Source organism: Corynebacterium sp. HMSC074E01 (assembly GCF_001808885.1).
Taxonomy (GTDB): Bacteria; Actinomycetota; Actinomycetes; order Mycobacteriales; family Mycobacteriaceae; genus Corynebacterium.
Map to the genome: position 1 here is coordinate 270,992 of NZ_KV794847.1, position 23,411 is coordinate 294,402.

Here is a 23,411-nt window from a genome sequence, read left to right on the forward strand (position 1 = left end):
CTGGGCATGGCTGCCTGCCAGGTGTCATAGGTGGCGCGGCGGGCGTTAGCGCGGGCTATAGCGTGTGGGTTATTCGGGTTAGTGGTGGAAAAGAAGAAGGGTGCAGGGCGTGTAGTGGCGGTGGGGGTCATGGAAATCTCCCCCGAGATAAACATGTGTTAGAAGAAATGTTCTAACCATGATTCTAGTACCACACACCCCGCATGGCTATAGCCTGCTCTAAATTCATGTCAAGTCGTTACTATAAACGGGGGTAGTCACCACGGGTTAGCCAGCACGTTCGATGCTGTATGGTTTGGGTAGTGTCGCGTGCGCGCGCAACGAAGAGAAAGGAAAGCTCGTATCAAAGGTAGCCGCACGAGCCCTGTCTGAAACCCCGCCAGCGTCAGGGATAGACTGGGCACAGTTAACCGCACGAACACGTATGAAGGGATTGTGTATGACTATCAAGGTAGGCGTCTTGGGGGCTAAGGGGCGCGTGGGCCAAGCAATCGTGGAAGGCGTTAATGCGGCGGAGGATTTGGAGCTAGTTGCTTCCATTGACCGTGAGACCCCGCTGGAGAAGCTGGTTGAGGCGGGCGCCGAGGTGGCTGTCGACTTCACCCAGCCGGCCTCGGTCATGGACAATCTAGAGTTTTGCATCGCACATGGCATCCACGCTGTTGTTGGTACCACGGGATTCGATGCAGAACGCCTAGCCAAGGTGGAGGAGTGGACTAAGAAAGAGGGCGCCGGCAACGTTCTCATCGCGCCGAACTTCGCTATTTCAGCTGTGCTGACCATGGTGTTTGCCGCCCAGGCGGCGAAGTTCTTCGACAGCGCTGAGGTAGTTGAATACCACCACCCGAACAAGCTTGATGCACCTTCCGGTACTGCAGTCCATACTGCGCAGGGTATTGCGAAGGCTCGCCAGGAGGCAGGCTTGGACGCCATGCCGGACAAGACCGAGCAGTCCCTCGATGGTGCACGCGGCGCAGACGTTGATGGTGTTCACGTCCACGCAGTCCGTATGCAGGGAATGGTGGCTCATGAAGAAGTTATCTTCGGCACTCAAGGCCAGTCCTTGACGATCCGCCAGGATTCCTATGATCGCTCTTCCTTTACCCCCGGTGTTCTGCTGGGTGTACGAGAAATCGTATCCCACCCAGGCCTGACCGTGGGACTTGAGAAGTACCTGGGGCTGTAATGGCAAAGGTCTCTGAGCTTGATGTCCAGCTCATTGCGGCAACCGCTTTCCATGCGCCGCGAGGAGTGGACTGGGAGGTTGATGAGGGGGCGTCGGAAAGCGAGGCTCTAGTCGAATTTGCCGGGCGCGCCTGTTATGAGTCCTTCGACAAGCCGAATCCCCGTACCGCCTCAAACCAGGCCTATTTGCATCACATTCTGGAAGTAGGCCACGATGCATTGCTGGAGCATGCCACGGCGACGCTCTATATACGGGGACTGTCGCGGTCGGCGTCGCACGAGCTGGTTCGCCACCGTCATTTCTCTTTCTCGCAGCTCTCGCAACGCTTCGTGCATTCTGAGGAAGCCGAGGTAATCCTACCCAAAATCATTGCGGAGGATGAACAGCTAACGCGGTTGACCTTGCAGGCGGCCGACGAAGCGAGGTTTGTCTACGAGGAGCTCCTTGACGCCCTCGAGTCCAAACTGGAAGAGGAGCCAAATGCATTGCTGCGCAAGAAGCAGGCTCGGCAAGCGGCGCGTGCGGTATTGCCCAATCTCACGGAATCCCGGATCGTCGTGACAGGAAACTATCGAGCGTGGCGTCACTTTATTGGCGCGCGGGCGACTGAACAGGCTGATACAGAGATGCGTCAGCTCGCCGTCACGTGCTTGAAGCTGTTGAAGGAGCAATCGCCGGTGCTTTTCGACGACTTCCATATCACCACCCTGGCTGACGGCACCGAAATGGCCTCGAGCCCCTACGCTTAAAGCATCAGCAGGAGACTCGCGCACGACCCCGATGCGGCCAATGGGGGCGAAAGCGGGTAATCTTGACGCCTATGAGCACAGGTATGACAGCACAGGCAGGCGTCGACACCTTCGGACGCGTAGGCGTAGCTATGGTCACTCCTTTTGACCAGGATGGCGCCTTGGACGTGTCCGCTGGACGTCGCCTAGCAGCTCATTTGGTTGATAACGGCGTTGATTCCCTCATTTTGTCTGGGACCACGGGCGAATCACCGACGACGTCGTTGGATGAGAAACTGGAGCTGTTCGCAGCTGTAAAGGAAGAGGTAGGCGGCCGCGCTAAGTTGTGCGCTGGTGCGGGAACTAATAACACCGCCACCAGCATTGAGGCAGCGCGCGCTTTCGCTGATGCGGGAGCAGACAGCCTTCTGGTCGTGACTCCGTATTACTCCAAGCCTTCCCAGGCTGGTGTGTACGCGCACTTTACTGCTGTGGCTGACGCCGTGGACCTCCCAATTTGTCTGTACGACATCCCTGGCCGCTCGGGCATTCCGATTGCGGCGGAGACCCTTCTTCGCCTCGCGGAAGTGCCGAACATCAAGGCTGTTAAAGACGCCAAGGGCGATCTTGTAGCAGCCGCACCGCTTATCCAGGAAACCGGTTTGGCATGGTACTCCGGAGATGACGGACTGAACTTGCCGTGGCTGGCCCTCGGCGCTTCGGGCGTTATTTCCGTGATTGGCCATATTGCTCCGCGGGCCCTGGCTGATCTCTACGTAGCCTTCGATGAAGGCGATATCGCACGTGCGCGAGAGATCAACGCGAAAACTTTGTCCCCGCTCGTCGAGGCGCAAGGTCGCCTCGGAGGAGCAACTCTTGTTAAAGCTGCCCTGCGCCTGCAGGGCATTGAAGTTGGAGAACCTCGTCTCCCAGTTACCGCGGCTGACGCGGAGGAGATCGAGGCGCTCCGCCACGATTTGGAAAAGGCTGGAGTCCTTTAAGAATGACTGAATCCCGTAACCGCTCCCGCAAGGTAACCCGTAAGGCGGGCCCGCCTTCGGAGACTGAGACCGCCTCGAATGAGGCGGCTTCGCCGGTTTTCCAAGCGCCGAACGAATCGGCTGCTTCCGGCGCTAACTCTAAGGAGTCTGGAAACTCTGACGACGGCAACCGTCGTTCCCGTTCTCGTGGTTCCCGTGGCGGCCGTGGTCGCGGTCGCGGCGGCAACAACAACCACAACAACGGCAATGACAACAACGGTGGTCGTACCAACCGTAATCGCAATAACAACCGCGGTCGCCGCAACGTGCCCAAATCCATGCAGGGCGCGGACTTGACCAAGCGTCTGCCGGAGCCACCGAAGCAGCAGAAGGATTCGCTGCGTATTTATGCTCTGGGCGGTATTTCTGAGATCGGTCGAAACATGACCGTCTTCGAGTACCAGGACGAAATGCTCATCATCGACTGTGGTGTGCTCTTCCCGTCCTCCGGTGAGCCGGGCGTGGACCTGATTCTCCCGGACTTCGGTCCGATTGAGAAGAAGATTCACAAGGTCAAGGCGCTCGTCGTCACGCACGCACACGAGGACCACATTGGTGCGATTCCGTGGCTGCTGAAGCTGCGCCCGGATATCCCGATCGTGGCTTCGCGCTTCACCATCGCGCTGATCGCGGCCAAGTGTAAGGAGCACCGTCAGAAGCCGAAGTTCGTTGAGGTCAACGAGAAGTCCGATGTGAACTACGGCCCGTTCCGCTGCCGCTTCTGGGCAGTGAACCACTCCGTCCCGGATGCACTTGGCGTCATGCTGGGCACCCCGGCCGGCAACATCATCCACACCGGTGATATCAAGCTGGACCAGACCCCGCTGGATAACCGTCCGACGGATCTGCCGGCCCTGTCGCGTTACGGCGATGAGGGCGTGGACCTCATGCTGTGTGACTCCACCAACGCCAATATCCCGGGTGTGTCCGCCTCTGAGGGCGATATTCCGGCGACGTTTAAGCGGCTGGTGTCTGGGGCCAAGCAGCGCGTGATCATCGCTTCCTTCGCCTCCAACGTCTACCGCGTGCAGGCGGCTATCGACGCCGCCGTGGCCGCCGGCCGCAAGGTTGCCTTCAACGGTCGCTCCATGATGCGCAACATGGAAATTGCGGAGAAGATGGGCTTCCTTAAGGTGCCGCGCGGCACCATCATCCCAATCGATGAGGCCGCCAAGATGGCTCCGCACAAGGTGTTGCTCATTACCACCGGTACCCAGGGTGAGCCGATGGCGGCGCTGTCCCGCATGGCCCGCCGTGAGCACCGCCAGATCACGGTCCGCGATGGTGACCTCATCATCTTCTCCTCCTCCCTGATTCCGGGTAACGAGGAAGCCGTGTTTGGCGTTATCAACATGCTTTCCCAGATTGGTGCTGAAGTCATCACCAACAAGGAGGCTAAGGTTCACGCCTCCGGCCACGGCTACGGTGGCGAGCTGCTCTTCCTCTACAACGCAGCCCGCCCGAAGAACGCCATGCCGGTGCACGGCGAGTGGCGTCACCTGCGCGCCAATAAGGAGCTGGCTATTTCCACTGGTGTGGCCCGCGACCGCGTGGTCTTGGCTCAGAACGGCGTTGTCGTCGATCTGCGCAATGGCCGTGCTGAGGTCGTCGGCCAGATCCCTGTGGGCAACCTCTACGTTGATGGTGTGTCGATGGGTGATGTCGACGCCGATACCCTCGCGGACCGCACCAACCTGGGTGCTGGCGGCGTTGTTTCCATCACCTGTGTCATTGATAACCGCACCTCGCGCCTGCTCGAGCACCCGACGGTGTCTACTACGGGCTTCTCTGACGATGACCGCGGTATCGTGCCTGAGGTAGCTGAGATGGTGGAGAACACCATGAATGACCTTGCAGCTGAAGGTGAGAACGATACCTACCGCATGGTGCAGAAGCTGCGCCGCAAGGTGTCGAAGCTGATGGATTCCAAGTACAAGCGCGAGCCGGTGATTCTGCCGACCATCGTGCCGACGAACTCGGATATCTTGCTGCCTGACGACGACGAAGTTCACGCTTCCCGTGAATCGCTCTAGGCTTTAGACCGACAGCGCCCCAGCGTTCCCGCTCATGGTGGGTATGCTGGGGCACATGTCGTTTTCCTCAAGCGAGCGCGCCAAAATGGTGGCGTTATTCCATGAACTTGGTCCCGATGCACCGACGTTGTGTGAGGGCTGGTCGGCCCACGACCTCATAACGCATTTGTGGGTTCGTGAGAACCGCCCTGATGCTGTGATCGGTGTTTTTGTCCCTGCACTGACTTCTCATGCTGATGGCATCGCTAGCAAGATTCGTGCGCAGATGACATATGAGGAGCTTGTTGATTCTTGGGGTAGGGGAGCAGGCAAACTGAATCCTCTGCGCTATGCGGACTCGGTGTTTAACACCGCGGAGCACTTCGTGCATCATGAGGATCTTCGCCGCGCCAATGGTCACACTGAACCACGGGATTTGTCACGAGCCGCGCACTCCGAGCTCGTGGCGCCGTTGAAACTACTAGGCACACGGCTGTTATCACGTTCTCGCCGTCCTGTCGTGCTGGAACCGCAGGGCTTTCCGCCGATCGTGGCGGCGGATAAGCGGTGCGTTTCCGAGCAAGGCGATTCAGTGGTACGGGTGCGTGGCACCGTGGCCGAATTGCTTTTGTGGGTTGTCGGCCGCGAGGCCGCCCGCGTGGAGATTGAGAGCGATGCCTCCACCATCGTTAGGTCAAGCCTGTAGGCTGAACTGCGAAAATTCTTTAGTATGCGCGTGTGGCGTATGTGGTTAATGGTGCGTTTGCTACTAGAGTGGCAGGCATGTCTGTCAAGAACGCTCCGTCTCGCGCCTCCGGCCGAGGTCGCACCGCTAATCGGTCGCGGCCGTCGGGCCGTACAAGCTACTCGCTGACGTCCGCAACCCGCGCTGCCGAGACCTCCGAAGAGAGGACCGGCAGCGCCTTTCGTGCCGTTGGACGCGGACTCGGCAGCGTTTTTGGCGCCACCGCCAAGGGTATGGGGAGCATGGCGCGGGGAGTCGGGCATGGCCTCGCTGGGCTCAAGCCTGCTGAAGCGGGAAGCCGGGATGAGGATCTCTACGATTCTGCCTATGATGCGCCCCATGACGAGGGGGCTTTTGATGATTACGACGAGTTGAGGGAGCCAGGGGAAATTTCTGGACGCGCGAAGAATAAGAAAACTAGCAAGAGGGCTGAGGGCGCTGCTTCTTCGAAGAGCAAGGTGACCCGGGCCCATGACGTCGACGGTGATATGCCGACGACCGTTATGGAGCGCCCTACTCGCACGGAGAAGAGCATTCGCGTCTCTAATCCAGATGCGGTTGCGCTCGTGCTGATTGGCGTGGCCATCATCCTTGCCTGTGCAACGTGGTTCCAGGTCGCCGGTGTTATCGGTGAATACCTCACCAATGCTGTTCGCTATGTCATTGGTGCAGGCGCCTATGTCCTTCCCGTGGCATTGATCGCGGTTGCCATCGCGCTCATGATGGATCTGTCCGGCCCAGCCGGCCATTTCAAGCCGCGCGTGGTGGGCGGCACCGCCCTCATCGTGGTGTGCATGCTCAGCCTCATCCACATTTTTGCTGGGCTTCCGAAGCTTACCTGGAATAACAACGCCGCCGGTGAGGCCGGTGGTGTTATCGGTTATGGAATCGGCGAGCTGTTGGTGGCGGCTTTCTCCAGCTACGTGGCAGTGCCACTGCTTTTCCTGCTCATCGTGTACGGAGCGCTCAATATCACTGGCATCACCCTGCGCGAGGCATATGACTTCGTGGCCGCCCAGTTCTCCGCGCTCCTCGGCGGACTCCGTGATCGGAAGAACCGCTCAGATGAGGGGCTGCTTGACGACGCCTCCGCGGACGACTACGGCTACGTCAGCGAGGACATCGACGCCATCGCCGAAGGGCGCGAGCGTCCCGCACGCCCGGCGTATACTCCGCGCCCGCGCCCGAAGCAGACCCCGAAGAAGCAGACCCCGAAGCAGCCCCCGAGGCAGATGCCGGATGAGAATGCCACGGTGTCCTTTGACTCCGCGGCGCAGCCTGTAAACCAGGAGCCGGTGCAGCACGGCCGACCAAGCTTTGATAGCCGCGTCGATGACACAGATGAGATCCCTGTCGTGCCGGAACCGGCGCCCGCTCCGCAGCCGGAGCAGAAGTCAGCGCCACAGCCAGTACCGAAACCAGCACCGAAGAAGCGTCCGCGCGTGGACGTCGGCGGTGCCGCCGGCGCGGCACTGGGAGCGGCGGCTGCGGAGACGTCGGCAAGCGCAGCGTCGGTTGGCTCGGCGGGAGAGGACGTGGTCTCCGCCGCGCATTCCGAGGCAGTGCGCATGTTCCAGGAACGATCCGGGCGTGATGCGCGAACGGGTGCCAAGATTGAGGACGAGGCTCAGAGCGTAGCCGAAGAAACGACTGCAGCTCCGAGCGGTGCGGAAGACACTGCCCTGGGCGGCGGCTACGATGTGCCGACGACGGACCTGCTCACCGCTGGCAAGCCTGCGAAGGCACGCACGGAGGCTAACGATCGCATCATCGAGGCCATCACCGAGGTCTTTGAAGAATTCAAGGTCAATGCCCAGGTCACTGGTTTTAGCCGTGGCCCGACAGTGACGCGCTACGAGATCGAGCTGGGTCCAGGCGTCAAGGTTTCGAAGATTACGAACCTACAGTCCAACCTGGCTTATGCTGTGGCGACGGATAATCTGCGCCTGCTCACCCCGATTCCGGGCAAGTCCGCAGTCGGCATTGAGGTGCCCAATGCGGACCGCGAGATGGTGCGTTTGCGCGATGTCTTGGATTCCCCGGCACTGCGCGCTGACCATGACCCCATGCTGATCGGCTTGGGTAAGGATATCGAAGGTGAGTACACCTCCTTCTCCGTGAAGAAGATGCCGCACCTGCTCGTGGCCGGTGCTACCGGTTCCGGTAAGTCGGCCTTCGTGAATTCCATGCTGGTCTCGCTGTTGACCCGCGCGACGCCGGAAGACGTTCGCCTCATCCTCGTCGACCCGAAGATGGTGGAGCTCACGCCGTACGAAGGTATTCCGCACCTCATCACCCCGATCATTACGCAGCCAAAGAAAGCTGCGGCGGCCCTGCAGTGGCTGGTGGAGGAGATGGAGCAGCGCTACATGGACATGCAGGCTGCCCGCGTGCGCAAGATTGAGGACTTTAACCGTAAGGTCCGCAGCGGCGAGTATCAGGCCCCGGCCGGCTCCCAGCGGGAGATGCGCCCGTACCCGTACATCGTGTGTGTCGTGGACGAGCTCGCGGACCTCATGATGACGGCGCCGAAGGAGATCGAGGACTCCATCGTCCGCATTACCCAGAAGGCGCGTGCAGCCGGCATCCACTTGGTGCTCGCAACGCAGCGCCCGTCCGTGGACGTGGTGACCGGTCTTATCAAGACCAACGTTCCTTCCCGCCTGGCTTTTGCGACGTCCTCGCTTACGGACTCTCGAGTTATCCTGGACCAGGGTGGTGCCGAGAAGCTCATCGGTATGGGTGACGGACTCTTCATCCCGCAGGGCGGGCGTCCGGTACGTATGCAGGGTGCGTTCGTCTCGGATGAGGAAGTGCAAGCGGTTGTCGACGCCGCGAAGGCACAGGGCGCACCGAACTACACCGAAGGTGTCACGGAGGATAAAGCCAAGGACGCCAAGAAGGAGATCGACGAGGAAATTGGCAAGGACATGGACGACCTCTTGGAGGCCGTCGACCTCGTGGTCACGTCCCAGCTGGGTTCCACCTCGATGCTTCAGCGCAAGTTGCGTATCGGATTCGCCAAGGCCGGCCGACTCATGGACCTCATGGAGTCGCGCGGTGTGGTTGGGCCATCGGAAGGCTCCAAGGCTCGCGAGGTGCTGGTCAAGCCGGAGGAACTCGATACCATCATCTGGATGATTAAGGGGGCCGATCCAGCCGAGGCCCCGAAGGAGGTCCAGGAGGCTGAAGGCGCCGACGCAGTCGACGACGCTGCAGGCGATACCCGTACCGTCGAAATCAATGCCAACCCCTCCACCGGTGCGTTCTAAGTTCCGTGTAGGATAGGTCGAGTCTTGGAGGGGAGTACCCCAATCCACGGCGTCGATCGTCAACACGGCAACTGCGGTACAGTTCCCGGTCGCGTCGGCTAGCAATGCTCTGGTAGGCGTCGCTAGCGGGGGAGACCTCCGGTCTTTGTTGTCGCGCCGACCGGAGGGATAGTGCACCATGCATGTACCACTGTGGGTCTGGGTCATCACCATGGCAGTGATCCTGGGCTTCTTTATTTTCGATTTCTACAGCCACGTTCGCTCACCCCACGAGCCCACCATCAAGGAGTCCGGTGGCTGGACTCTGTTCTACATGGCCATCGGCGTAGTTTTCGGCGGAGTTGTGTGGGTGCTGTGGGATGGTGAACACGCTGCACAGTTCTACACCGGTTGGGTGACGGAACAGGCACTGAGCGTGGATAATCTTTTTGTCTTCTCACTCATCATGGGGTCTTTCAAAATTCCCCGCCGGTATCAGCAAAAGGTGTTGCTCATCGGCATCGTGCTGGCGTTGGTCTTCCGCCTCGCCTTCATTTTGATGGGTGCAGCTATCATCGCTGCCTGGTCTGATGTCTTCTACATCTTCGCAATCTTCCTCATCTACACCGCAGTGAAGCTGCTCATTGATGAGATTAATGGGACGCCCGAAACCGACCCCAATGACATGCTGGTGGTTAAGTGGCTGCGCAAGGTGGTCCACGTGACCCCGCGCTACCACGGCGACAAGCTCACCCACCGTGAAGAGTCCGGGGAGAAGAAGGGGAAGTTCGCGCTCACCCCGCTGTTCGTGGCGCTGGCGGCAATTGGGCTTATCGACGTCATGTTTGCCTTCGACTCCATCCCCGCCATCTACGGCATTACCTCGGAGCCCTTCCTAGTATTCACTACCAACGCATTCGCGCTCATGGGCCTGCGTCAGATGTTCTTCCTCATCGATGGCCTGTTGGACCGTCTGGTTTACCTGCCCTATGGCTTGGGTATCATTCTGCTGTTCATTGGCGTCAAGCTGTTGTTCCACGCATTGCATGAGAACAACTTGCCGTTCATTAATGGCGGTGAGGATGTGTCCGCCGTGCCGGAGATTTCCACGCTGATGTCGCTGTTGGTCATCGTCGGCGTGCTCGTAATCACTGTGTTGCTGTCCGTGTGGAAAGACAAGCGCGACCAAACTCAGGGTGGCGTGGTGATTTCCCACAACCACTACGACTGGGACGATTTCGGCAACAAGATAGTGCGCAACAAGGAGGGTGAGCTCGTCGGCAAGGCGGACGAGCTTCCCAAGTCCGAGCTGCCTTAAACTCGGACAGCGGGGGTTTAGAAGGAGTTGATGACGGGATTCCATTCGCGGAAGGCACGGCCGGTGACGGCGCCTTCAACGTAGAAGGGGTCCTGGTCCATGAGGGCGATTACATCGGCAACCTTGATGGACTCGTCCTCAAATTGCAGAACGATGAGCGCCCCGCCCTTGAAATCTGTATAAGGGCCAGAGCCGCAAATCTGGCCCTTGTCGTGGAGTGCGCCGATGAACTCGCGATGCTTCGGGCGAACCTCAGCAATGACCGGGTTGGATGGATTGTACTCATAGGAAACTGCGAAATACTTCATAGCGACCATGGTAGTGCTCGCACGTGAGCTAGGGAGGCCACGGTAGGATGATGGACGTGAACGATTCTCAGGCTGCGCACAACCAATCTCACTCCACGGATGTTAATCCGGAGGTCTCCAATTGGAACCTGCCCAACGTCCTGACCAGTTTGCGCATCCTCTTTATCCCTCTTTTTGCTTGGCTCGTACTCGCCGGGCATGAGTGGTGGGCCTTCGGCTGCTTCGCGCTCCTCATGCTCACGGACAAGCTGGATGGAGATATCGCGCGCTCGCGGGGTCTGATCACCAACTTTGGCAAGATTGCGGACCCGATCGCGGATAAAGCTCTGATGACCGCGGCCTTCGTGTGCCTCAATATCATTGGCGCTTTGCCCGTGTGGATTACCGTCGTCATTTTGTTCCGCGAGTTCGGCATTACCATTTGGCGCTTCTCCTTGCTGCGCCGGGGCAAGGTGGTTCCGGCGTCCCAAGGCGGAAAGCTCAAAACAGCTTTGCAGACTTTGGCGGTGGCGCTGTACCTCTGCCCGCTGCCAGGGTGGATGGATACTCCGAGTTTGCTCGTGATGCTGGTCGCTGTCGTCGTCACCGTCGTGACCGGTATTCAGTACCTCATCGACGGCCGCAGGGAGAACCAGTGAGTATAGAGGTTCAACTTGTTTCCATGCTTCGCGCGCGCAGCGAGACCGTGGCTTTCTGTGAGTCCCTCACGGCTGGTCTGGCCGCTGCGACAGTGGCGAGTGTCCCCGGCGCCTCGGCGGTATTGCGTGGCGGGTCGGTGACGTACGCGACCGAAGTGAAGGCGCATTTCCTCAACACCACCGTGGATGCTCTAGAGAAGCAGGGCGTGGTGTCTGCTGCGACGGCCGCAGAGATGGCTGAAGCAGCGGTCGTTGAAACGCGTGCGGATTGGGGGATAGGGCTGACTGGTGTGGCAGGACCGGACCTCCAGGAAGGAAAACCTGCGGGAACCGTGTATGTGGGGCTGTGTGGGAGGGGCGACGGGGGCGTCGTCAAGCGCGGCGTCCTCTACGAGCTTCCTGATGAGGGGCGCAATGCGATTCGTGCTGCCGCGGTACAGGCTGCATTGAGCCTTCTACTATCAACTCTTGAAGAAAAATAGTTGATTGTGGGAACAAGTACGGGCGCTGAGCCGTTGTACGGAGTGATGAACACTTCAGTTGCATTACTCGATAAGCCCACCCAGTCCCCGGCGCGGGCGACGCGGACCCCTGAGCCACTGCTGCGCGAGGCCCTTGGATTAACGCTTCGCGCCTTCCGCGCGGATAAGGGTGTGACCCTTCGTGAGCTCGCCGGTGTAGCGCGCGTATCCCCGGGATATCTTTCGGAGTTGGAGCGTGGCCGCAAGGAGGTTTCCTCCGAGCTGTTGGCCTCTGTCTGCCATGCACTTGATGTCAGTGTTTCCGATGTCCTCATCGAAGCCGCTGGCTACATGGCGCTGCCATCGATGGATGAGGAACTGGCTTCCACCGCACCCGCTGCATCTGAGTTGTAGAACTGCGGCGTAGCACTGCTTGCTTCGCTAATATTAGGCAGGCAGAGAATTCTCTCATTACTTACTTTATGTACACAACGAACTGCTGAGAAAGGCACCTTCTGTTATGGCGAATCCATTCGTAAAAGCCTGGAAGTACTTGATGGCTCTCTTTGATTCGAAGATCGAGGAGAACGCTGATCCGAAGGTACAGATTGAGCAGGCAATCGAGGAAGCGCAGCGCCAGCACCAGGAGCTCTCGCAGCAGGCTGCAGCGGTGATCGGTAATCAGCGCCAGCTGGAGATGCAGCTCAACCGCCGTCTCAGCGAGATCGAAAAGCTGCAGCAGAACACCCGCAACGCTTTGAGCCTTGCGGACAAGGCCCGCGCTGAGGGCGATGCACAGAAGGCTACCGAGTACGAGAACGCAGCAGAAGCCTTCGCCGCTCAGCTGGTGACCGCTGAGGAGTCTGTCGAGGACACCAAGAAGCTTCACGATCAGGCGCTGCAGCAGGCGGAGCAGGCTAAGAAGGCCGTCGAGCGCAATGGCATGGCCCTGCGTGAGAAGGTCAACGAGCGCTCGAAGCTGCTGTCCCAGCTTGAGCAGGCCAAGATGCAGGAGAAGGTTTCCGAGTCCCTCAACTCGATGAACGAGCTTTCTGCCAACGGCAACACCCCGTCCCTGGACGCTGTGCGCGACAAGATCGAGCGCCGTTACTCCAAGGCCCTAGGCCAGGCAGAGCTCGCGGAGAACTCCGTGTCCAACCGCATGCAGGAGATTGAACAGGCCGGCGTGCAACTGGCTGGCCACTCCCGTCTTGAGCAGATTCGCGCTGAGATGAATAACCCGAAGGCTGTGGAGGGCAACTCCCAGCAGGCAATCGGCTCGGCAGGAACCCAGGCTCAGCCGAACGTGCAGAACGATGCCGTTCAGGCTCGCCTGCGCGAGCTGCGCGGAGAATAGGCTTAGTCGCCGACGCCGCGCGCTTGCAGGGCCTCGCCCATGGCGCGTGCGCGACGGATCGAGCGAATGATAACCGGGGTGCCAAAGGCGGTCAGTGATGCCGTGGCGCCCCGGGCTTTTCGTGCGTCCAGCACCTCGACGACCGTCCCCAGCATCAGCGGAAGCAAGCGAATGGTCAGGGACATGGCTAGCGTGATGTTCTCAACCGGGACCCCGAGGCGCCCCAGGGGAGCTAGGGCGCGATCCAGGGAGTCCATCATCTCCGAAACCTTTGTGGTGAGTGTTAGCAGCACCGCCGCGCTAATGGCCGCGTAGATGGTGAGGAACATGATGGCAGCCGCCGTGAAGTCCTTCTGCCACCACTGAAATGCGGCGAGCGCGAGGAGGAGATAGAGCGGCGGCGCGAGCTGGCCGAGCGCGATGCGAAAGGGAACCCGGGCAATGGGGAAGAGGGCAAGGGGGAGAACGAGGCTTAGCGCTGCCCAGCCGATCGTGTGAACGGCCAGCGAGGTCACGAGGATAAAGCCGATGAGTACTACGAACTTCACCGCGGCTGGGATGCGGTGAATGACGGTATCGGCGTCGACGTAGAAACCGAGGGGGATGTTCTTGGGCATGATTGCTAGAGTGGGCGGGATTCCATGAGATTTGTGTAGAAGGGAATGACCTCGTCGGGTGCTCCGTCGGCGGCCACGCGGTGGTTGTCAATGCACAGAACGCGGTCAAAGTCGGAGAGGAAATCGAGGTCGTGGGTAACCACGATGAGCTGCTGCTCCAGGCTGGCGAACTCGCGGCGAATGCGGTCGCGGTTGCGCAGATCCAGCAGGGTCGTCGGCTCGTCGGCGATGATGACGGTTGGTTCCATGACAAGCACCGCCGCGAGCGCGAGGAGTTGCTTCTGCCCGCCAGAGAGCGTGTGTGGAGATTGCTCGGCCAGAGCCTCAAGGCCGAAGCGTTCGAGGGCGGCGTCGACGCGCGCGGTGCGCTCCTCCCGGGATAGCTTGAGGCGGCGCAGAGAGAACTCCACGTCATCGCGTACCTGCGGCATGACGATTTGGTTCTCGGCGTCTGAGAACACGAATCCCACGCGGCGCCGGATTTCTTTGCCGTGCTTGGCGACGTCCATGCTGTCCACCAAGACCTCACCACGCGAGGGCTCACCGAGACCGTTGATGAGTCGGACCAGAGTGGACTTGCCGCCGCCGTTGGCGCCGATGATGCCGATGCGTTGTTCGCTCAAGTTGAGGGAAACGTCGTTAAGCACCGGCGTCTCGTCGAAGGTGACGGACACATTGCGGAATTCAATCTGCGGCACGGGAGCTACTTCGCCCTAGCGGTGCGCCGGTCCATCAGGTCAGGGAACGCTGCATGGACACCGACTGCGATGACAACCATCACGGCGACCTTGATGAGATCGGGGATGAGGAATGGCCCCTGGGCGATGGTGGCTGCACTGAGGGACATGTCAGAGCGGTACATCAAGCCGAGAATTCCGCAGAAGTACTGGACGGCGAGGCCAACGACGCCGGCGATAGCGAGGATGAGAGTCATTCCGCCCTTGTTGCGCGGGGCGCGGTAGGCGATGAGTCCAGCGATGGCCGGGGCGACGACGTAGCCAACGAGGTAGCCAACCGTGGGGCCGGCGAGAGCGCTCAACGCGCTACGTCCGCCGGCGAGGATGGGCAGGCCGACGAGGCCGAGAGCAATGAAGAGCAAGCCCACGAAGAGGCCGCGGCGGCCGCCGAGTACGAGGCCCGCGAGAATGATAACTGCGTTTTGAAGAACGATGGGCACGCCCGCGGTGGGAGTGGGGATAGAGACAAAAGCAAAGACTATGATGAGCGCGGTAAAGACCGCGACGTACGCGATGTCAGTCGCGACGGAATTCTTTTTCATGGGCCAAAGTTTATCCAGTGTGATAACTGTGCAGCAAATAGCACCTTTTGAACAGTGTTCAACCACGATCTTTGGGCCGCGCATCCACCCCGAACGGGGTACCCTCGGGGCATGGAAATTAGGCAGAAACAAGCATGGCTTAATGGTCTAGGGCGTCTAGGGGTGCGCTACGGCGCAGTAGTTCTTCTTTCCGGCGTGGCCATAGGTGGCCTAGCTGGATGTTCGTTGGTGAATTCCGCGAACGTCATTGAAAATATCGATGCGGCCGCTGGGGTCACGGAGGGGGAGCCGGGAAGCGTAGACATGCCGATCGGTGACATCTTCGATTCGGAGTATGAACGGGTGATCATTATTTGCCCCGGCGCTACCGAAAGGGATGTCCTCGCCGCCAGCGATGGAACCTGGCAGGGAGGTACAGATGAGGACGATGAGTGGGTGCCACCGGCGGCGGGTAGCGTTGAGCTCTATCGTGATGTGCAAGGGCCGGGGTATTCCAAGTATATGAGTAGCAGGGCCGACCTTGACGACCTGGATGTTTGCAGCTCGTTAGGGGAGGGAGTGGCCGTTCTTCAGACTGCTGAAAAGGTAACCTTCTCGCGGCAGGAACAGGACGGCCCGTGGGTGCTTCAGTAGTGGAGGCTGTCGCTGGGACACGCGCTTGGGCGAAATGGAAAATCGAACACTTGTGTGTGTATTGTGGGACGTGGTCCGGCGGGCACGTTAGGGTGACTTCGTGGCTTGAGGAGAGGGCGCTAAGGCTGTTTGAGTCGCGCCAGGGAACCTCAGCTGCCACGTGGCAGTCTAATTAGGTGCCACCTTTAATTAACGCGTAAGAACGCACTACAACTGACGCACGATAGTGAGGAAATGAATGGCTACGAAGAAGAAGTCCTCGGCAGCAAGCAAGGGCGATGATCGTCAAAAAGCCCTTGACGCTGCCATGGCGATGATTGAGAAGGATTTTGGTAAGGGCGCCGTTATGCGCCTGGGTGACGATGAACGCCCGCCAATCCAGGCTATTTCCTCTGGTAATACGGCTATCGATATTGCTTTGGGAGTCGGCGGCTTCCCGCGTGGCCGCATCGTGGAGATTTATGGTCCGGAATCCTCGGGTAAGACCACCGTTGCCCTGCACGCTATTGCATCGGCGCAGAAGACTGGTGGCATCGCGGCATTTATCGATGCTGAGCACGCTCTCGATCCGGAGTACGCACGTCTACTCGGCGTTGATACGGATAACTTGCTTGTCTCCCAGCCAGATACTGGTGAGCAGGCTTTGGAAATCGCCGATATGCTTGTCCGTTCGGGAGCCATTGACATCATCGTTATTGACTCGGTCGCTGCGCTGACGCCCAAGGCTGAGATCGAGGGCGAGATGGGTGATAGCCACGTTGGCCTCCAAGCCCGCCTCATGTCCCAGGCGCTGCGCAAGATGACGGGTGCTTTGTACAACTCAGGAACCACCGCCATCTTCATTAACCAGCTGCGTGAAAAGATCGGCGTTATGTTCGGCTCGCCGGAGACCACGACGGGTGGTAAGGCACTGAAGTTCTACGCCTCGGTGCGCTGCGATATTCGTCGCATTCAGACTTTGAAGGACGGCCAGGATGCCATTGGTAACCGTACCAAGCTCAAGGTTGTGAAGAACAAGGTTTCCCCGCCGTTCAAGATCGCTGAGTTCGACATCATGTACGGTGAGGGCATCTCGCGCGAGTCCTCCATCATTGACCTCGGCGTTGAGCATGGCTTCATTAAGAAGTCCGGTTCCTGGTTTACCTATGAGGGTGATCAACTGGGACAGGGTAAAGAGAAAGCCCGTAACTTCCTCAAGGACAATCCGGATCTAGCGGATGAGATTGAGAAGAAGATCTTCGTCAAACTCGGTGTCGGTGCCGCCGCTGCCGAAGCAGGCGAGGATGTAGCCATGGACGTACCAGGCGCGGACGATCCGTTGACGGATGAGGCAGTGGATTTGGTGCCAAACGTCGACTTCGACGACGATTAAACGGAATCAATGGCAGAACCTTCACCGGAGAAGCTCAAGAAGCTGCGCCAGGCCCTCGAATCCTATGAAGCAGGTGACGCGGGCGGGCAGCTGGTTGATGCAGAAGCCGAGGCAGCGAAGGCTCCCGTGCGTTCCCGTGCGCTGGGTCTGCTGGATCAGAGGGCGCGTTCCCGCAAGGAACTGCGTGACCGCCTCGTTGCTGCGGACTTTGAACCCGACGTGGTTGAGGATGTCGTCGATGACTTGGCAGAGGTTGGACTTGTTGATGATGAATCCTTTGCCAAGGAATGGGTTCGCCAACGCCATGCGCGGCGCGGCAAGTCGGCCCGCGCCCTCAACCTAGAGCTCAAGGAAAAGGGCGTCGAGGCCGCCGACCGTGCGGCAGCTTTAGAACAGATCACCGAGGAATCTGAAGAGGTCGTTGCCCGCCAGGTAGCTGAAAAGAAAGCCCGGACGCTTAAAAGGGTTCCGGCTGACCGGCATGAGAGGGACAAGTTCTTGCGCCGCATCGTGGGAACGCTTGCTCGGCGTGGGTACAACCAGGAGCTCGTCATGCGTATCTCCATCGAAGTTTTGGACGCACGCATTGACGAACTCTCGGATGCTGCCGAGGCATTATGAGTAGTCGGACTGGCCAGTTAGAATGTCCCCCCGTGACCTCCCCCGTAAGTAATACTCAGCCCCGCACCTATGAGGTGCGGACTTTTGGCTGCCAAATGAACGTTCATGACTCAGAGCGCATCTCCGGCCTGCTAGAGGAAGCCGGATATTCGGCAGTACCGGATGGCGTCGAGCCTGACCTCATCGTCTTCAACACCTGCGCAGTACGCGAGAACGCCGATAAGCGTTTGTACGGCACCCTGGGTGCGCTCAAGAAGACGAAAGAGAACCACCCCGGCATGCAAATTGCGGTGGGCGGCTGCCTGGCGCAAAAGGACAAGGACACTGTCCTTGATCATGCGCCGTGGGTAGATGCGGTTTTCGGCACCCACAACATGGCGGCTTTGCCGACACTTCTTGAACGCGCCCGCCACAATGATGAGGCCCAGGTCGAGATCGTCGATGCACTTGAGGCTTTTCCCTCCGTGCTGCCGGCCAAGCGCGAGTCCGCCTATGCCGGGTGGGTATCGGTCTCCGTGGGCTGCAATAACACCTGTACTTTCTGCATCGTTCCTTCCCTGCGCGGCAAGGAAGAAGATCGCCGCCCCGGTGATATCCTCGCAGAGGTTCAAGCCCTGGTGGACCAGGGCGTGTCCGAGGTGACGTTGCTGGGACAGAACGTCAACGCCTATGGCGTCAATTTCGCCGACCCAGACCTGCCGCGGGACCGCTTCGCTTTCTCCAAGCTACTGCGGGAAGTAGGAAAGATTGAGGGACTGGAGCGCCTCCGCTTTACCTCCCCGCACCCGGCAGAGTTCACCTCCGACGTCATTGATGCCATGGCGGAGACGCCGGCTGTGTGCCCGCAGCTGCACATGCCGCTGCAGTCTGGTTCGGACAAGGTGCTCAAAGATATGCGCCGTTCCTACCGCACGAAGAAGTTCCTGGGCATTCTCGATGAAGTGCGGGAGAAGATGCCGCACGCTGCCATCACCACCGATATCATCGTGGGCTTTCCCGGCGAGACTGAGGAAGATTTTGAGGCCACCCTGGATGTGGTGCGCCGCGCCCGCTTCGCTTCGGCCTTCACCTTCCAGTACTCACCGCGCCCAGGCACCCCGGCTGCGGAGATGGAGGATCAGATACCGAAGGAGGTAGTGCAGGAGCGCTTCGAGCGCCTGGTAGCGCTGCAAGATTCCATTCAGGCTGAGGAGAATGCGAAGCTCGTTGGGACCGATGTAGAGCTCTTGGTCCAGGCGGAGGGCGGCCGCAAGTCTGCCGAAACTCATCGACTCACGGGCCGTGCGCGGGATGGGCGCCTGGTTCACTTTGCGCCTGTTGATGGTGAGGGGAAGGACATCTCCACGGAGATTCGCCCCGGTGATGTCGTGCACACCACCGTGACGGATGCGGGTTCCTTCTTCCTCGTCGCTGATTCAGGCGTCAGCGAGCACCGTCGCACTAAGGCTGGCGATATGTCTGCTTCTGGCCAGACACCTACCACAGCACCGATTGGGGTGGGTCTCGGGCTGCCGGGCGTCGGCAAGCCCAGTGCTCCCGCTGATTCCTGCGGTTGCTAGAAGGGAGTAGGCTCCGTTCCTATGAGTGATGATTTGAAGCAGGTGCGCGATGCAGTTGCGGCAGAAAAGCGCGCAGCGAAGACCATCGAACTGGGAAAGCACAAATACGCGCTCATCGTGTCCGTCGTGGCGTGGGTTGCGTACTTGGTGTTGCCTTATGCCGGTGAGGCTCGCGGATGGGAGGCACTCTTCGTAGGTGGGACCGCCGAGGGAGTCCGAATCTCGCTCATGGAGACGGTCAGTGCGTGGTTGGCGCTCGGCGGCGTGGGGGTGTTGAGCACCGTCACGCTTCTTACACGACGAACGTCTGTTGCCTTGGTGGCGTGGATGATGACCACGATTTCCTTCTTCGCTAACCTTTGGGGCTTCTGGTACCGCGGCGGCGCGGCGGAAGGTGCTTCCATCGGCATGTATGTGGGAGCAATTTCTACCTTTGTGGCCTTCCTGGTGTACTGCCAAGTGGCGTTGCGCCGCAGCCCCGAGCAGCTCGCCGCAGCTGAGCGGGTGCGAGAAGTTTCCGGGCAGCTTGACCACGTGGGAGTCTTGCAGACCGAAGCTGCAACCGAGCTGCCAGCGGAGCAGAATCCGCTGCTTATCGACGATCGCCGTTCACGCGCCGCCTCACGCCATCGCCGCCAGCACGGTGAGGAATAAGCATTCTTAGATTCGTGTTGTGGAGTGCATGGCTACACTCTTTGACTCATTAGAATTGGGACGACTAACGCTGCCAAACCGCGTGACGATGGCAGCCTTGACCCGCTCACGCGCAGGCCGTGATGGTGTCCCCACGCATTTGCATGAGAAGTACTACACGCAGCGTGCCTCCATGGGGCTTATCGTGACTGAAGGTGTGTTCCCCACGGTGACCAGCCGTGCCTTCCCAGGCCAGCCCGGTATCGAAACCTTGCAGCAGATTTTCGGGTGGCGTCGCGTCGCGGATTCCGTTCACGCGTCCGGCGGGCGCATCTTTATGCAGGTGATGAATGGAGGCCGTCTGTCACATGCCAGTCTCCTCGAAGGGGCGGAGCCGGAAGCACCCTCTGCGCTGGCCTCCGGTACTGCGGTAAGAGATTTTGAATCACGTAAGGAGTGCCCGGTTCCCCGAGCACTCGAAAGTAAAGAACTTCCGCGCATTATTGACGAGTTCCGTCAAGCCGCACGCAACGCCATCGACGCAGGCATGGATGGCGTAGAGATCCACGGTGCTAACGGCTATCTTTTGCACCAGTTCCTTTCCCCAAGCTCCAATCATCGCGAAGATACCTATGGTGGAAGCCCGCAGAATCGCTATCGCCTTGTGGAGGAGATCCTGCGTGCGGTGGCTGATGAAATTGGCGCTGACCGCCTCGCGCTGCGCCTTTCGCCGCAACACAATATTCAAGGTATTGAGGAAAGCGACGCTGAGGATGTGCGCGCCACGTATGGTGGGCTTCTTCGCGCCATCGAAGACCTCGGCTTGGCATATATTTCCTTCCTTCACGCAGAGCCAACTGGTGAGTTCATCACTGAGCTGAGCACTCAAGCTCGCGCCAATGGGCGTACCCGCGTCATAGTGAATTCGGGATTCGGCCAGGTAACTCAACGCGCGGAAGCTGAGGAGCTAGTGCAGCACGGCGATGCCGTCGCCGTGGGCCGGTTGGCCATTTCGAATCCGGACCTAGTTCGCCGCTGGCAGGAGGAACTCCCTGTCACCGCGCCGGATGAGAGCACGTTCTACACGGGCGGGGAGCGCGGCTACACCGACTACCCCCTCTACACGGTGAGCTCGTAGGCGCTGCTGGCGGAGATGACGTGCGCGCCGAGGCGCGCATAGAGCGCGTTCATCGCTGGATCGGCCTGGGCCACAGAGCAGTAGGCCCGGCGAACAGTGGGCCAGTGGTGTGCCACCGCGTACTGAGCGTGCTGCTTGGCGCGCGTGGCGAGCCCGCGGCGGCGGCATTCACGGTCGGTGACAGTGAGAGTCCACTCGCACACCTCGGGGTCTGCGTCGCCGTGGCGGGAGAGTTCCGTGAGCGCGACGACTCGCCCTTGGTCGAGAATGCCCACGAGCAGAGTGTGCGCTCTGCGGGAACGTAGTCGGGCGTGGGCTTCCTTGAGGCGCTGCCGCGTCCACACGATGGGCTCGACACTCAAGTCACCGTAGACCGCGTCAGCGGAGGCAATGGTGAGCAAGCGGAGGACGTCGTCAAGCAGAGCGTCCGGAATGTCGTAGTCCGGCCAGACTTGTGCACCGAGCACTGGGGTGGCGGGTGCGATGTCGACATACATCTGGCGCTCGGCATGCTTGTGATGAAACCCCAGTTCGAGGTAAGCCTGCGACATTGGATCGGAGGTATGGTCCGCGTCCGGTGGATACAACATGCCAACTTGAGCATTCCTGCGGCCTAGCTGGCGGGTTAGGCGCAGCGCTTCACGGGCAAGGGTCCGGGTGACCTCGAGGGCTTCTGCATCTAGCTTTTCCCCGGGCAGTGGGAGGTAATCAGCAGCGAGGACGCATTCGATATCGGCGTTATCCGTCTCCTCCAGAAGTGGCAGTGAGATATGGATGAAACCGTCGAAGTCGATGTGCGGACTGGGTTCGGCCGCTGAAATGACCGGCAGGCCCAACTCTCCGGCTGTACCCATAGCGGTTTCAGTGAGCCCAAAAAGATAGGTCTGAGACTCCGAGGAGCCCTGCAGGCGCTGGAGCACGCGGCGCGGAGAGCCACTGGCTGCGGGATCGCCGCTGGCCTCTTGGGCAGCGAGGTTGGCGTCGAAGACGAAGCTCCGGAGGCAATCCGCCGGCTCAGCGTTGGCTGAGCCTGGCGGGGCGACTATGTGAACGAACACTCAGGCTGCGTAGCGCTACTTGTCGTTGACAGCAGCCGCTGCGGCATCCGCAAACTCCTGCCACTGCTTCGCCTGAGCACGCAAATCCTCCGCCTTCTTGGCGTTGCCCTTAGCCTCGGCAGCTTCCGCCTGTGCGGTGAATTCATCCACCTTGGCCTGGAACTGGGCCACGCGGGCCTGGGCCTCCGGATCCGTTCGGCGCCACTCCGAATCCTCGGCTTCGCTCACGCGCTTTTCCAGAGCCGCAATCTTGGCCTCGTACTCGCGCACCTGATTGCGCGGGACGAAACCAATCTCTTCCCACTTTTCCTGCAGCTCCCGTAGCTTGGCTTTTGCCGTGTCGATGGACTTGGCCGGGTCGATCTGGGAGTCATATTCCGCAATAAGCGCGTCCTTGGCGGCCGCGTTTTCCGCGAACTGCTTATCGCGTTCATCGTTGACCGCGTTGCGGGCGTTGAAGAAGTGGTCCTGCGCGGCACGGAAGCGGGCCCAGAGCTTATCGTCGATCTCGCGGGGAGCGCGGCCAGCGGCCTTCCACTCCGTCATGAGATCACGGTAAGTGCGCGCCGTTTCACCCCAATTGGTGGATTCCTTGATGGCTTCTGCGCGCTCAACCAATTCTTCCTTCTTGGCGCGGGCAGCAGCGCGGTTGCGATCGAGCTCAGCGAAGTGCGAGCCGCGGCGGCGGTTGAAGGAATCGCGGGCGCGGGAGTAGCGCTTCCACAGGGCATCATCCGTCTGACGGTCGATGCCGCGAATCTGCTTCCATTCCTCAAGAATGGCGCGGATGCGGTCGCCGGCGGCTTTCCACTCCGTCGAATTGGCAGCGATGTCTTCGGCTTCGGCGGCCAGCTTCTCCTTCTTCGCGATCGCCTCTTCGCGGCGACGAGCCTTGTCAGCCTGCGCCTGCTCACCGGCCTCAACGGAATGCTCGATGACGGTGCCCAGACGCTTGTCTAATGCGGCAATATCACCAATCACCGCCTGGGTGGGCAGAGATTCCCGTAGTTCTGCCGCGGTTGTCTTGATCGCTGCAGCATCGCCCGGATGTGCCTTGAGGCGAGATTCCAGCAGCTCGATTTCGGTAGACAGATCATCGTAGCGGGCGCCAAAGTGAGCCAAGCCTTCTTCCGGTGTACCGGCCTGCCATTCACCGATCTTGCGTTCGCCTTCGGGTGACTTCACGAAGACCGAACCATCAGCATCAACGCGGCCCCACTTGGCGGGATCATTCTTCGCAGGCTGCACCGGACGAGCTGTCGGGCCGGAGAAAGAAGGGCCGGGGCGGGCGCCCTTGCGGGGCATGGCTCCAGGGGAAGGAATAGCGGACATGGTAAGAAACCACCTTCGGTACTATCGCGCCGCGCGACACGGCTGCCAGAACTTATGTGACACAACACTACCGTTTCCGCCGTGCAGCCGCGTGTTAACCCCGGAAAACGAACCTTATAGGATGG

The 23,411-nt window shown here is 60.0% G+C and carries 23 protein-coding genes; 17 read left to right on the top strand and 6 right to left on the bottom strand.

Annotation, left to right across the window (positions count from 1 at the left end):
* Positions 1 to 439 precede the first annotated feature (439 nt).
* From dapB to HMPREF2537_RS07315, 7 genes are all read left to right on the top strand, one after another.
* Positions 440 to 1,186, top strand: coding sequence for a 4-hydroxy-tetrahydrodipicolinate reductase (dapB, locus tag HMPREF2537_RS07285; protein ID WP_070527115.1), 747 nt, complete (start codon positions 440 to 442; stop codon positions 1,184 to 1,186).
* A complete protein-coding gene (thyX, locus tag HMPREF2537_RS07290) occupies positions 1,186 to 1,935 on the top strand; it encodes an FAD-dependent thymidylate synthase (RefSeq protein ID WP_070527118.1) in 750 nt (249 codons plus the stop codon). Before dapB ends, thyX begins: the two co-directional genes overlap by 1 nt.
* 71 nt (positions 1,936 to 2,006) lie before the next feature.
* The gene (gene dapA, locus HMPREF2537_RS07295) at positions 2,007 to 2,915 is read left to right on the top strand and encodes a 4-hydroxy-tetrahydrodipicolinate synthase (RefSeq protein WP_070527121.1); all 909 of its coding nucleotides are present in this window, start codon (positions 2,007 to 2,009) and stop codon (positions 2,913 to 2,915) included.
* Between the two features lie 2 nt (positions 2,916 to 2,917).
* Positions 2,918 to 4,987, top strand: a complete 2,070-nt coding sequence (locus tag HMPREF2537_RS07300; RefSeq protein ID WP_070527124.1) for a ribonuclease J — start codon at positions 2,918 to 2,920, stop codon at positions 4,985 to 4,987.
* 43 nt (positions 4,988 to 5,030) lie between these two features.
* A complete protein-coding gene (locus HMPREF2537_RS07305) occupies positions 5,031 to 5,672 on the top strand; it encodes a TIGR03085 family metal-binding protein (protein ID WP_070527127.1) in 642 nt (213 codons plus the stop codon).
* A gap of 77 nt (positions 5,673 to 5,749) precedes the next feature.
* A complete protein-coding gene (locus HMPREF2537_RS07310; RefSeq protein ID WP_070527130.1) occupies positions 5,750 to 8,983 on the top strand; it encodes an FtsK/SpoIIIE family DNA translocase in 3,234 nt (1,077 codons plus the stop codon).
* Positions 8,984 to 9,161: 178 nt separating this feature from the next.
* Positions 9,162 to 10,280, top strand: a complete 1,119-nt coding sequence (locus tag HMPREF2537_RS07315) for a TerC family protein (RefSeq protein ID WP_070527133.1) — start codon at positions 9,162 to 9,164, stop codon at positions 10,278 to 10,280.
* A 17-nt stretch (positions 10,281 to 10,297) separates the two neighbouring features.
* On the opposite strand, the gene HMPREF2537_RS07320 is transcribed toward HMPREF2537_RS07315, so the two are convergent.
* Positions 10,298 to 10,588 (bottom strand): YciI family protein, encoded by a 291-nt coding sequence (locus tag HMPREF2537_RS07320; RefSeq protein WP_070527135.1) that lies wholly within the window; start codon positions 10,586 to 10,588, stop codon positions 10,298 to 10,300.
* Between the two features lie 47 nt (positions 10,589 to 10,635).
* Between HMPREF2537_RS07320 and pgsA the strand changes: the two genes are divergently transcribed.
* The 4 genes from pgsA to HMPREF2537_RS07340 all read left to right on the top strand — a co-directional run bounded on the left by pgsA (position 10,636) and on the right by HMPREF2537_RS07340 (position 13,044).
* Positions 10,636 to 11,226 carry a CDP-diacylglycerol--glycerol-3-phosphate 3-phosphatidyltransferase gene (pgsA, locus tag HMPREF2537_RS07325; protein ID WP_371591595.1) on the top strand — a complete coding sequence of 197 codons (591 nt, stop codon included), beginning with the start codon at positions 10,636 to 10,638 and terminating at the stop codon, positions 11,224 to 11,226.
* Positions 11,223 to 11,708, top strand: coding sequence for a nicotinamide-nucleotide amidohydrolase family protein (locus HMPREF2537_RS07330; protein WP_070527138.1), 486 nt, complete (start codon positions 11,223 to 11,225; stop codon positions 11,706 to 11,708). Before pgsA ends, HMPREF2537_RS07330 begins: the two co-directional genes overlap by 4 nt.
* Before the next feature lie 45 nt (positions 11,709 to 11,753).
* Positions 11,754 to 12,101, top strand: a complete 348-nt coding sequence (locus HMPREF2537_RS07335; RefSeq protein ID WP_070527140.1) for a helix-turn-helix domain-containing protein — start codon at positions 11,754 to 11,756, stop codon at positions 12,099 to 12,101.
* A gap of 106 nt (positions 12,102 to 12,207) precedes the next feature.
* The gene (locus HMPREF2537_RS07340; RefSeq protein ID WP_070527143.1) at positions 12,208 to 13,044 is read left to right on the top strand and encodes a PspA/IM30 family protein; all 837 of its coding nucleotides are present in this window, start codon (positions 12,208 to 12,210) and stop codon (positions 13,042 to 13,044) included.
* A 2-nt stretch (positions 13,045 to 13,046) separates the two neighbouring features.
* On the opposite strand, the gene HMPREF2537_RS07345 is transcribed toward HMPREF2537_RS07340, so the two are convergent.
* From HMPREF2537_RS07345 to HMPREF2537_RS07355, 3 genes are read right to left on the bottom strand one after another with little or no spacing between them, the layout of a single operon-like run.
* A complete protein-coding gene (locus tag HMPREF2537_RS07345) occupies positions 13,047 to 13,661 on the bottom strand; it encodes an energy-coupling factor transporter transmembrane component T family protein (RefSeq protein ID WP_070527146.1) in 615 nt (204 codons plus the stop codon).
* Between the two features lie 5 nt (positions 13,662 to 13,666).
* Entirely contained in the window at positions 13,667 to 14,359 is a 693-nt protein-coding gene (locus HMPREF2537_RS07350; protein WP_070527148.1) for an energy-coupling factor ABC transporter ATP-binding protein, read from the bottom strand.
* Between the two features lie 5 nt (positions 14,360 to 14,364).
* A complete protein-coding gene (locus tag HMPREF2537_RS07355; RefSeq protein ID WP_070527151.1) occupies positions 14,365 to 14,940 on the bottom strand; it encodes a biotin transporter BioY in 576 nt (191 codons plus the stop codon).
* Between the two features lie 111 nt (positions 14,941 to 15,051).
* Here HMPREF2537_RS07355 and HMPREF2537_RS07360 point away from each other — a divergent pair, with 111 nt between their 5' ends.
* From HMPREF2537_RS07360 to HMPREF2537_RS07385, 6 genes are all read left to right on the top strand, one after another.
* Entirely contained in the window at positions 15,052 to 15,573 is a 522-nt protein-coding gene (locus HMPREF2537_RS07360) for a hypothetical protein (protein ID WP_141761378.1), read from the top strand.
* Between the two features lie 238 nt (positions 15,574 to 15,811).
* Entirely contained in the window at positions 15,812 to 16,945 is a 1,134-nt protein-coding gene (gene recA, locus HMPREF2537_RS07365; RefSeq protein WP_070527157.1) for a recombinase RecA, read from the top strand.
* Positions 16,946 to 16,954: 9 nt separating this feature from the next.
* Entirely contained in the window at positions 16,955 to 17,566 is a 612-nt protein-coding gene (recX, locus tag HMPREF2537_RS07370; protein WP_070527160.1) for a recombination regulator RecX, read from the top strand.
* Complete coding sequence (gene miaB, locus HMPREF2537_RS07375) at positions 17,563 to 19,125, top strand: tRNA (N6-isopentenyl adenosine(37)-C2)-methylthiotransferase MiaB (RefSeq protein ID WP_083298988.1); 1,563 nt, start codon at positions 17,563 to 17,565, stop codon at positions 19,123 to 19,125. The genes recX and miaB overlap by 4 nt, the downstream gene beginning before the upstream one ends.
* Positions 19,126 to 19,146: 21 nt before the next feature.
* Positions 19,147 to 19,779 (top strand): Rv2732c family membrane protein, encoded by a 633-nt coding sequence (locus HMPREF2537_RS07380; protein ID WP_070527165.1) that lies wholly within the window; start codon positions 19,147 to 19,149, stop codon positions 19,777 to 19,779.
* 28 nt (positions 19,780 to 19,807) lie between these two features.
* On the top strand, positions 19,808 to 20,896 hold the full coding sequence (locus tag HMPREF2537_RS07385) for an alkene reductase (protein WP_083298989.1): 1,089 nt from the start codon (positions 19,808 to 19,810) through the stop codon (positions 20,894 to 20,896).
* Here HMPREF2537_RS07385 and HMPREF2537_RS07390 read toward each other — a convergent pair.
* A complete protein-coding gene (locus HMPREF2537_RS07390) occupies positions 20,878 to 21,954 on the bottom strand; it encodes a GNAT family N-acetyltransferase (RefSeq protein ID WP_070527171.1) in 1,077 nt (358 codons plus the stop codon). The two genes, HMPREF2537_RS07385 and HMPREF2537_RS07390, sit on opposite strands and share 19 nt — an antisense overlap.
* Before the next feature lie 15 nt (positions 21,955 to 21,969).
* On the bottom strand, positions 21,970 to 23,286 hold the full coding sequence (locus tag HMPREF2537_RS07395; RefSeq protein WP_070527174.1) for a DUF349 domain-containing protein: 1,317 nt from the start codon (positions 23,284 to 23,286) through the stop codon (positions 21,970 to 21,972).
* Positions 23,287 to 23,411 lie beyond the last annotated feature (125 nt).

Bases quoted from the DNA above. Each gene is read 5' to 3' on its own strand.
- dapB (WP_070527115.1), top strand. From the start codon at position 440: ATGACTATCAAGGTAGGCGTCTTGGGGGCTAAGGGGCGCGTGGGCCAA.
- thyX (WP_070527118.1), top strand. From the start codon at position 1,186: ATGGCAAAGGTCTCTGAGCTTGATGTCCAGCTCATTGCGGCAACCGCT.
- dapA (WP_070527121.1), top strand. From the start codon at position 2,007: ATGAGCACAGGTATGACAGCACAGGCAGGCGTCGACACCTTCGGACGC.
- HMPREF2537_RS07300 (WP_070527124.1), top strand. From the start codon at position 2,918: ATGACTGAATCCCGTAACCGCTCCCGCAAGGTAACCCGTAAGGCGGGC.
- HMPREF2537_RS07305 (WP_070527127.1), top strand. From the start codon at position 5,031: ATGCTGGGGCACATGTCGTTTTCCTCAAGCGAGCGCGCCAAAATGGTG.
- HMPREF2537_RS07310 (WP_070527130.1), top strand. From the start codon at position 5,750: ATGTCTGTCAAGAACGCTCCGTCTCGCGCCTCCGGCCGAGGTCGCACC.
- HMPREF2537_RS07315 (WP_070527133.1), top strand. From the start codon at position 9,162: ATGCATGTACCACTGTGGGTCTGGGTCATCACCATGGCAGTGATCCTG.
- HMPREF2537_RS07320 (WP_070527135.1), bottom strand. From the start codon at position 10,588: ATGAAGTATTTCGCAGTTTCCTATGAGTACAATCCATCCAACCCGGTC.
- pgsA (WP_371591595.1), top strand. From the start codon at position 10,636: ATGATGGACGTGAACGATTCTCAGGCTGCGCACAACCAATCTCACTCC.
- HMPREF2537_RS07335 (WP_070527140.1), top strand. From the start codon at position 11,754: ATGAACACTTCAGTTGCATTACTCGATAAGCCCACCCAGTCCCCGGCG.
- HMPREF2537_RS07340 (WP_070527143.1), top strand. From the start codon at position 12,208: ATGGCGAATCCATTCGTAAAAGCCTGGAAGTACTTGATGGCTCTCTTT.
- HMPREF2537_RS07345 (WP_070527146.1), bottom strand. From the start codon at position 13,661: ATGCCCAAGAACATCCCCCTCGGTTTCTACGTCGACGCCGATACCGTC.
- HMPREF2537_RS07355 (WP_070527151.1), bottom strand. From the start codon at position 14,940: ATGAAAAAGAATTCCGTCGCGACTGACATCGCGTACGTCGCGGTCTTT.
- HMPREF2537_RS07360 (WP_141761378.1), top strand. From the start codon at position 15,052: ATGGAAATTAGGCAGAAACAAGCATGGCTTAATGGTCTAGGGCGTCTA.
- recA (WP_070527157.1), top strand. From the start codon at position 15,812: ATGGCTACGAAGAAGAAGTCCTCGGCAGCAAGCAAGGGCGATGATCGT.
- recX (WP_070527160.1), top strand. From the start codon at position 16,955: ATGGCAGAACCTTCACCGGAGAAGCTCAAGAAGCTGCGCCAGGCCCTC.
- miaB (WP_083298988.1), top strand. From the start codon at position 17,563: ATGAGTAGTCGGACTGGCCAGTTAGAATGTCCCCCCGTGACCTCCCCC.
- HMPREF2537_RS07380 (WP_070527165.1), top strand. From the start codon at position 19,147: ATGAGTGATGATTTGAAGCAGGTGCGCGATGCAGTTGCGGCAGAAAAG.
- HMPREF2537_RS07385 (WP_083298989.1), top strand. From the start codon at position 19,808: ATGGCTACACTCTTTGACTCATTAGAATTGGGACGACTAACGCTGCCA.
- HMPREF2537_RS07395 (WP_070527174.1), bottom strand. From the start codon at position 23,286: ATGTCCGCTATTCCTTCCCCTGGAGCCATGCCCCGCAAGGGCGCCCGC.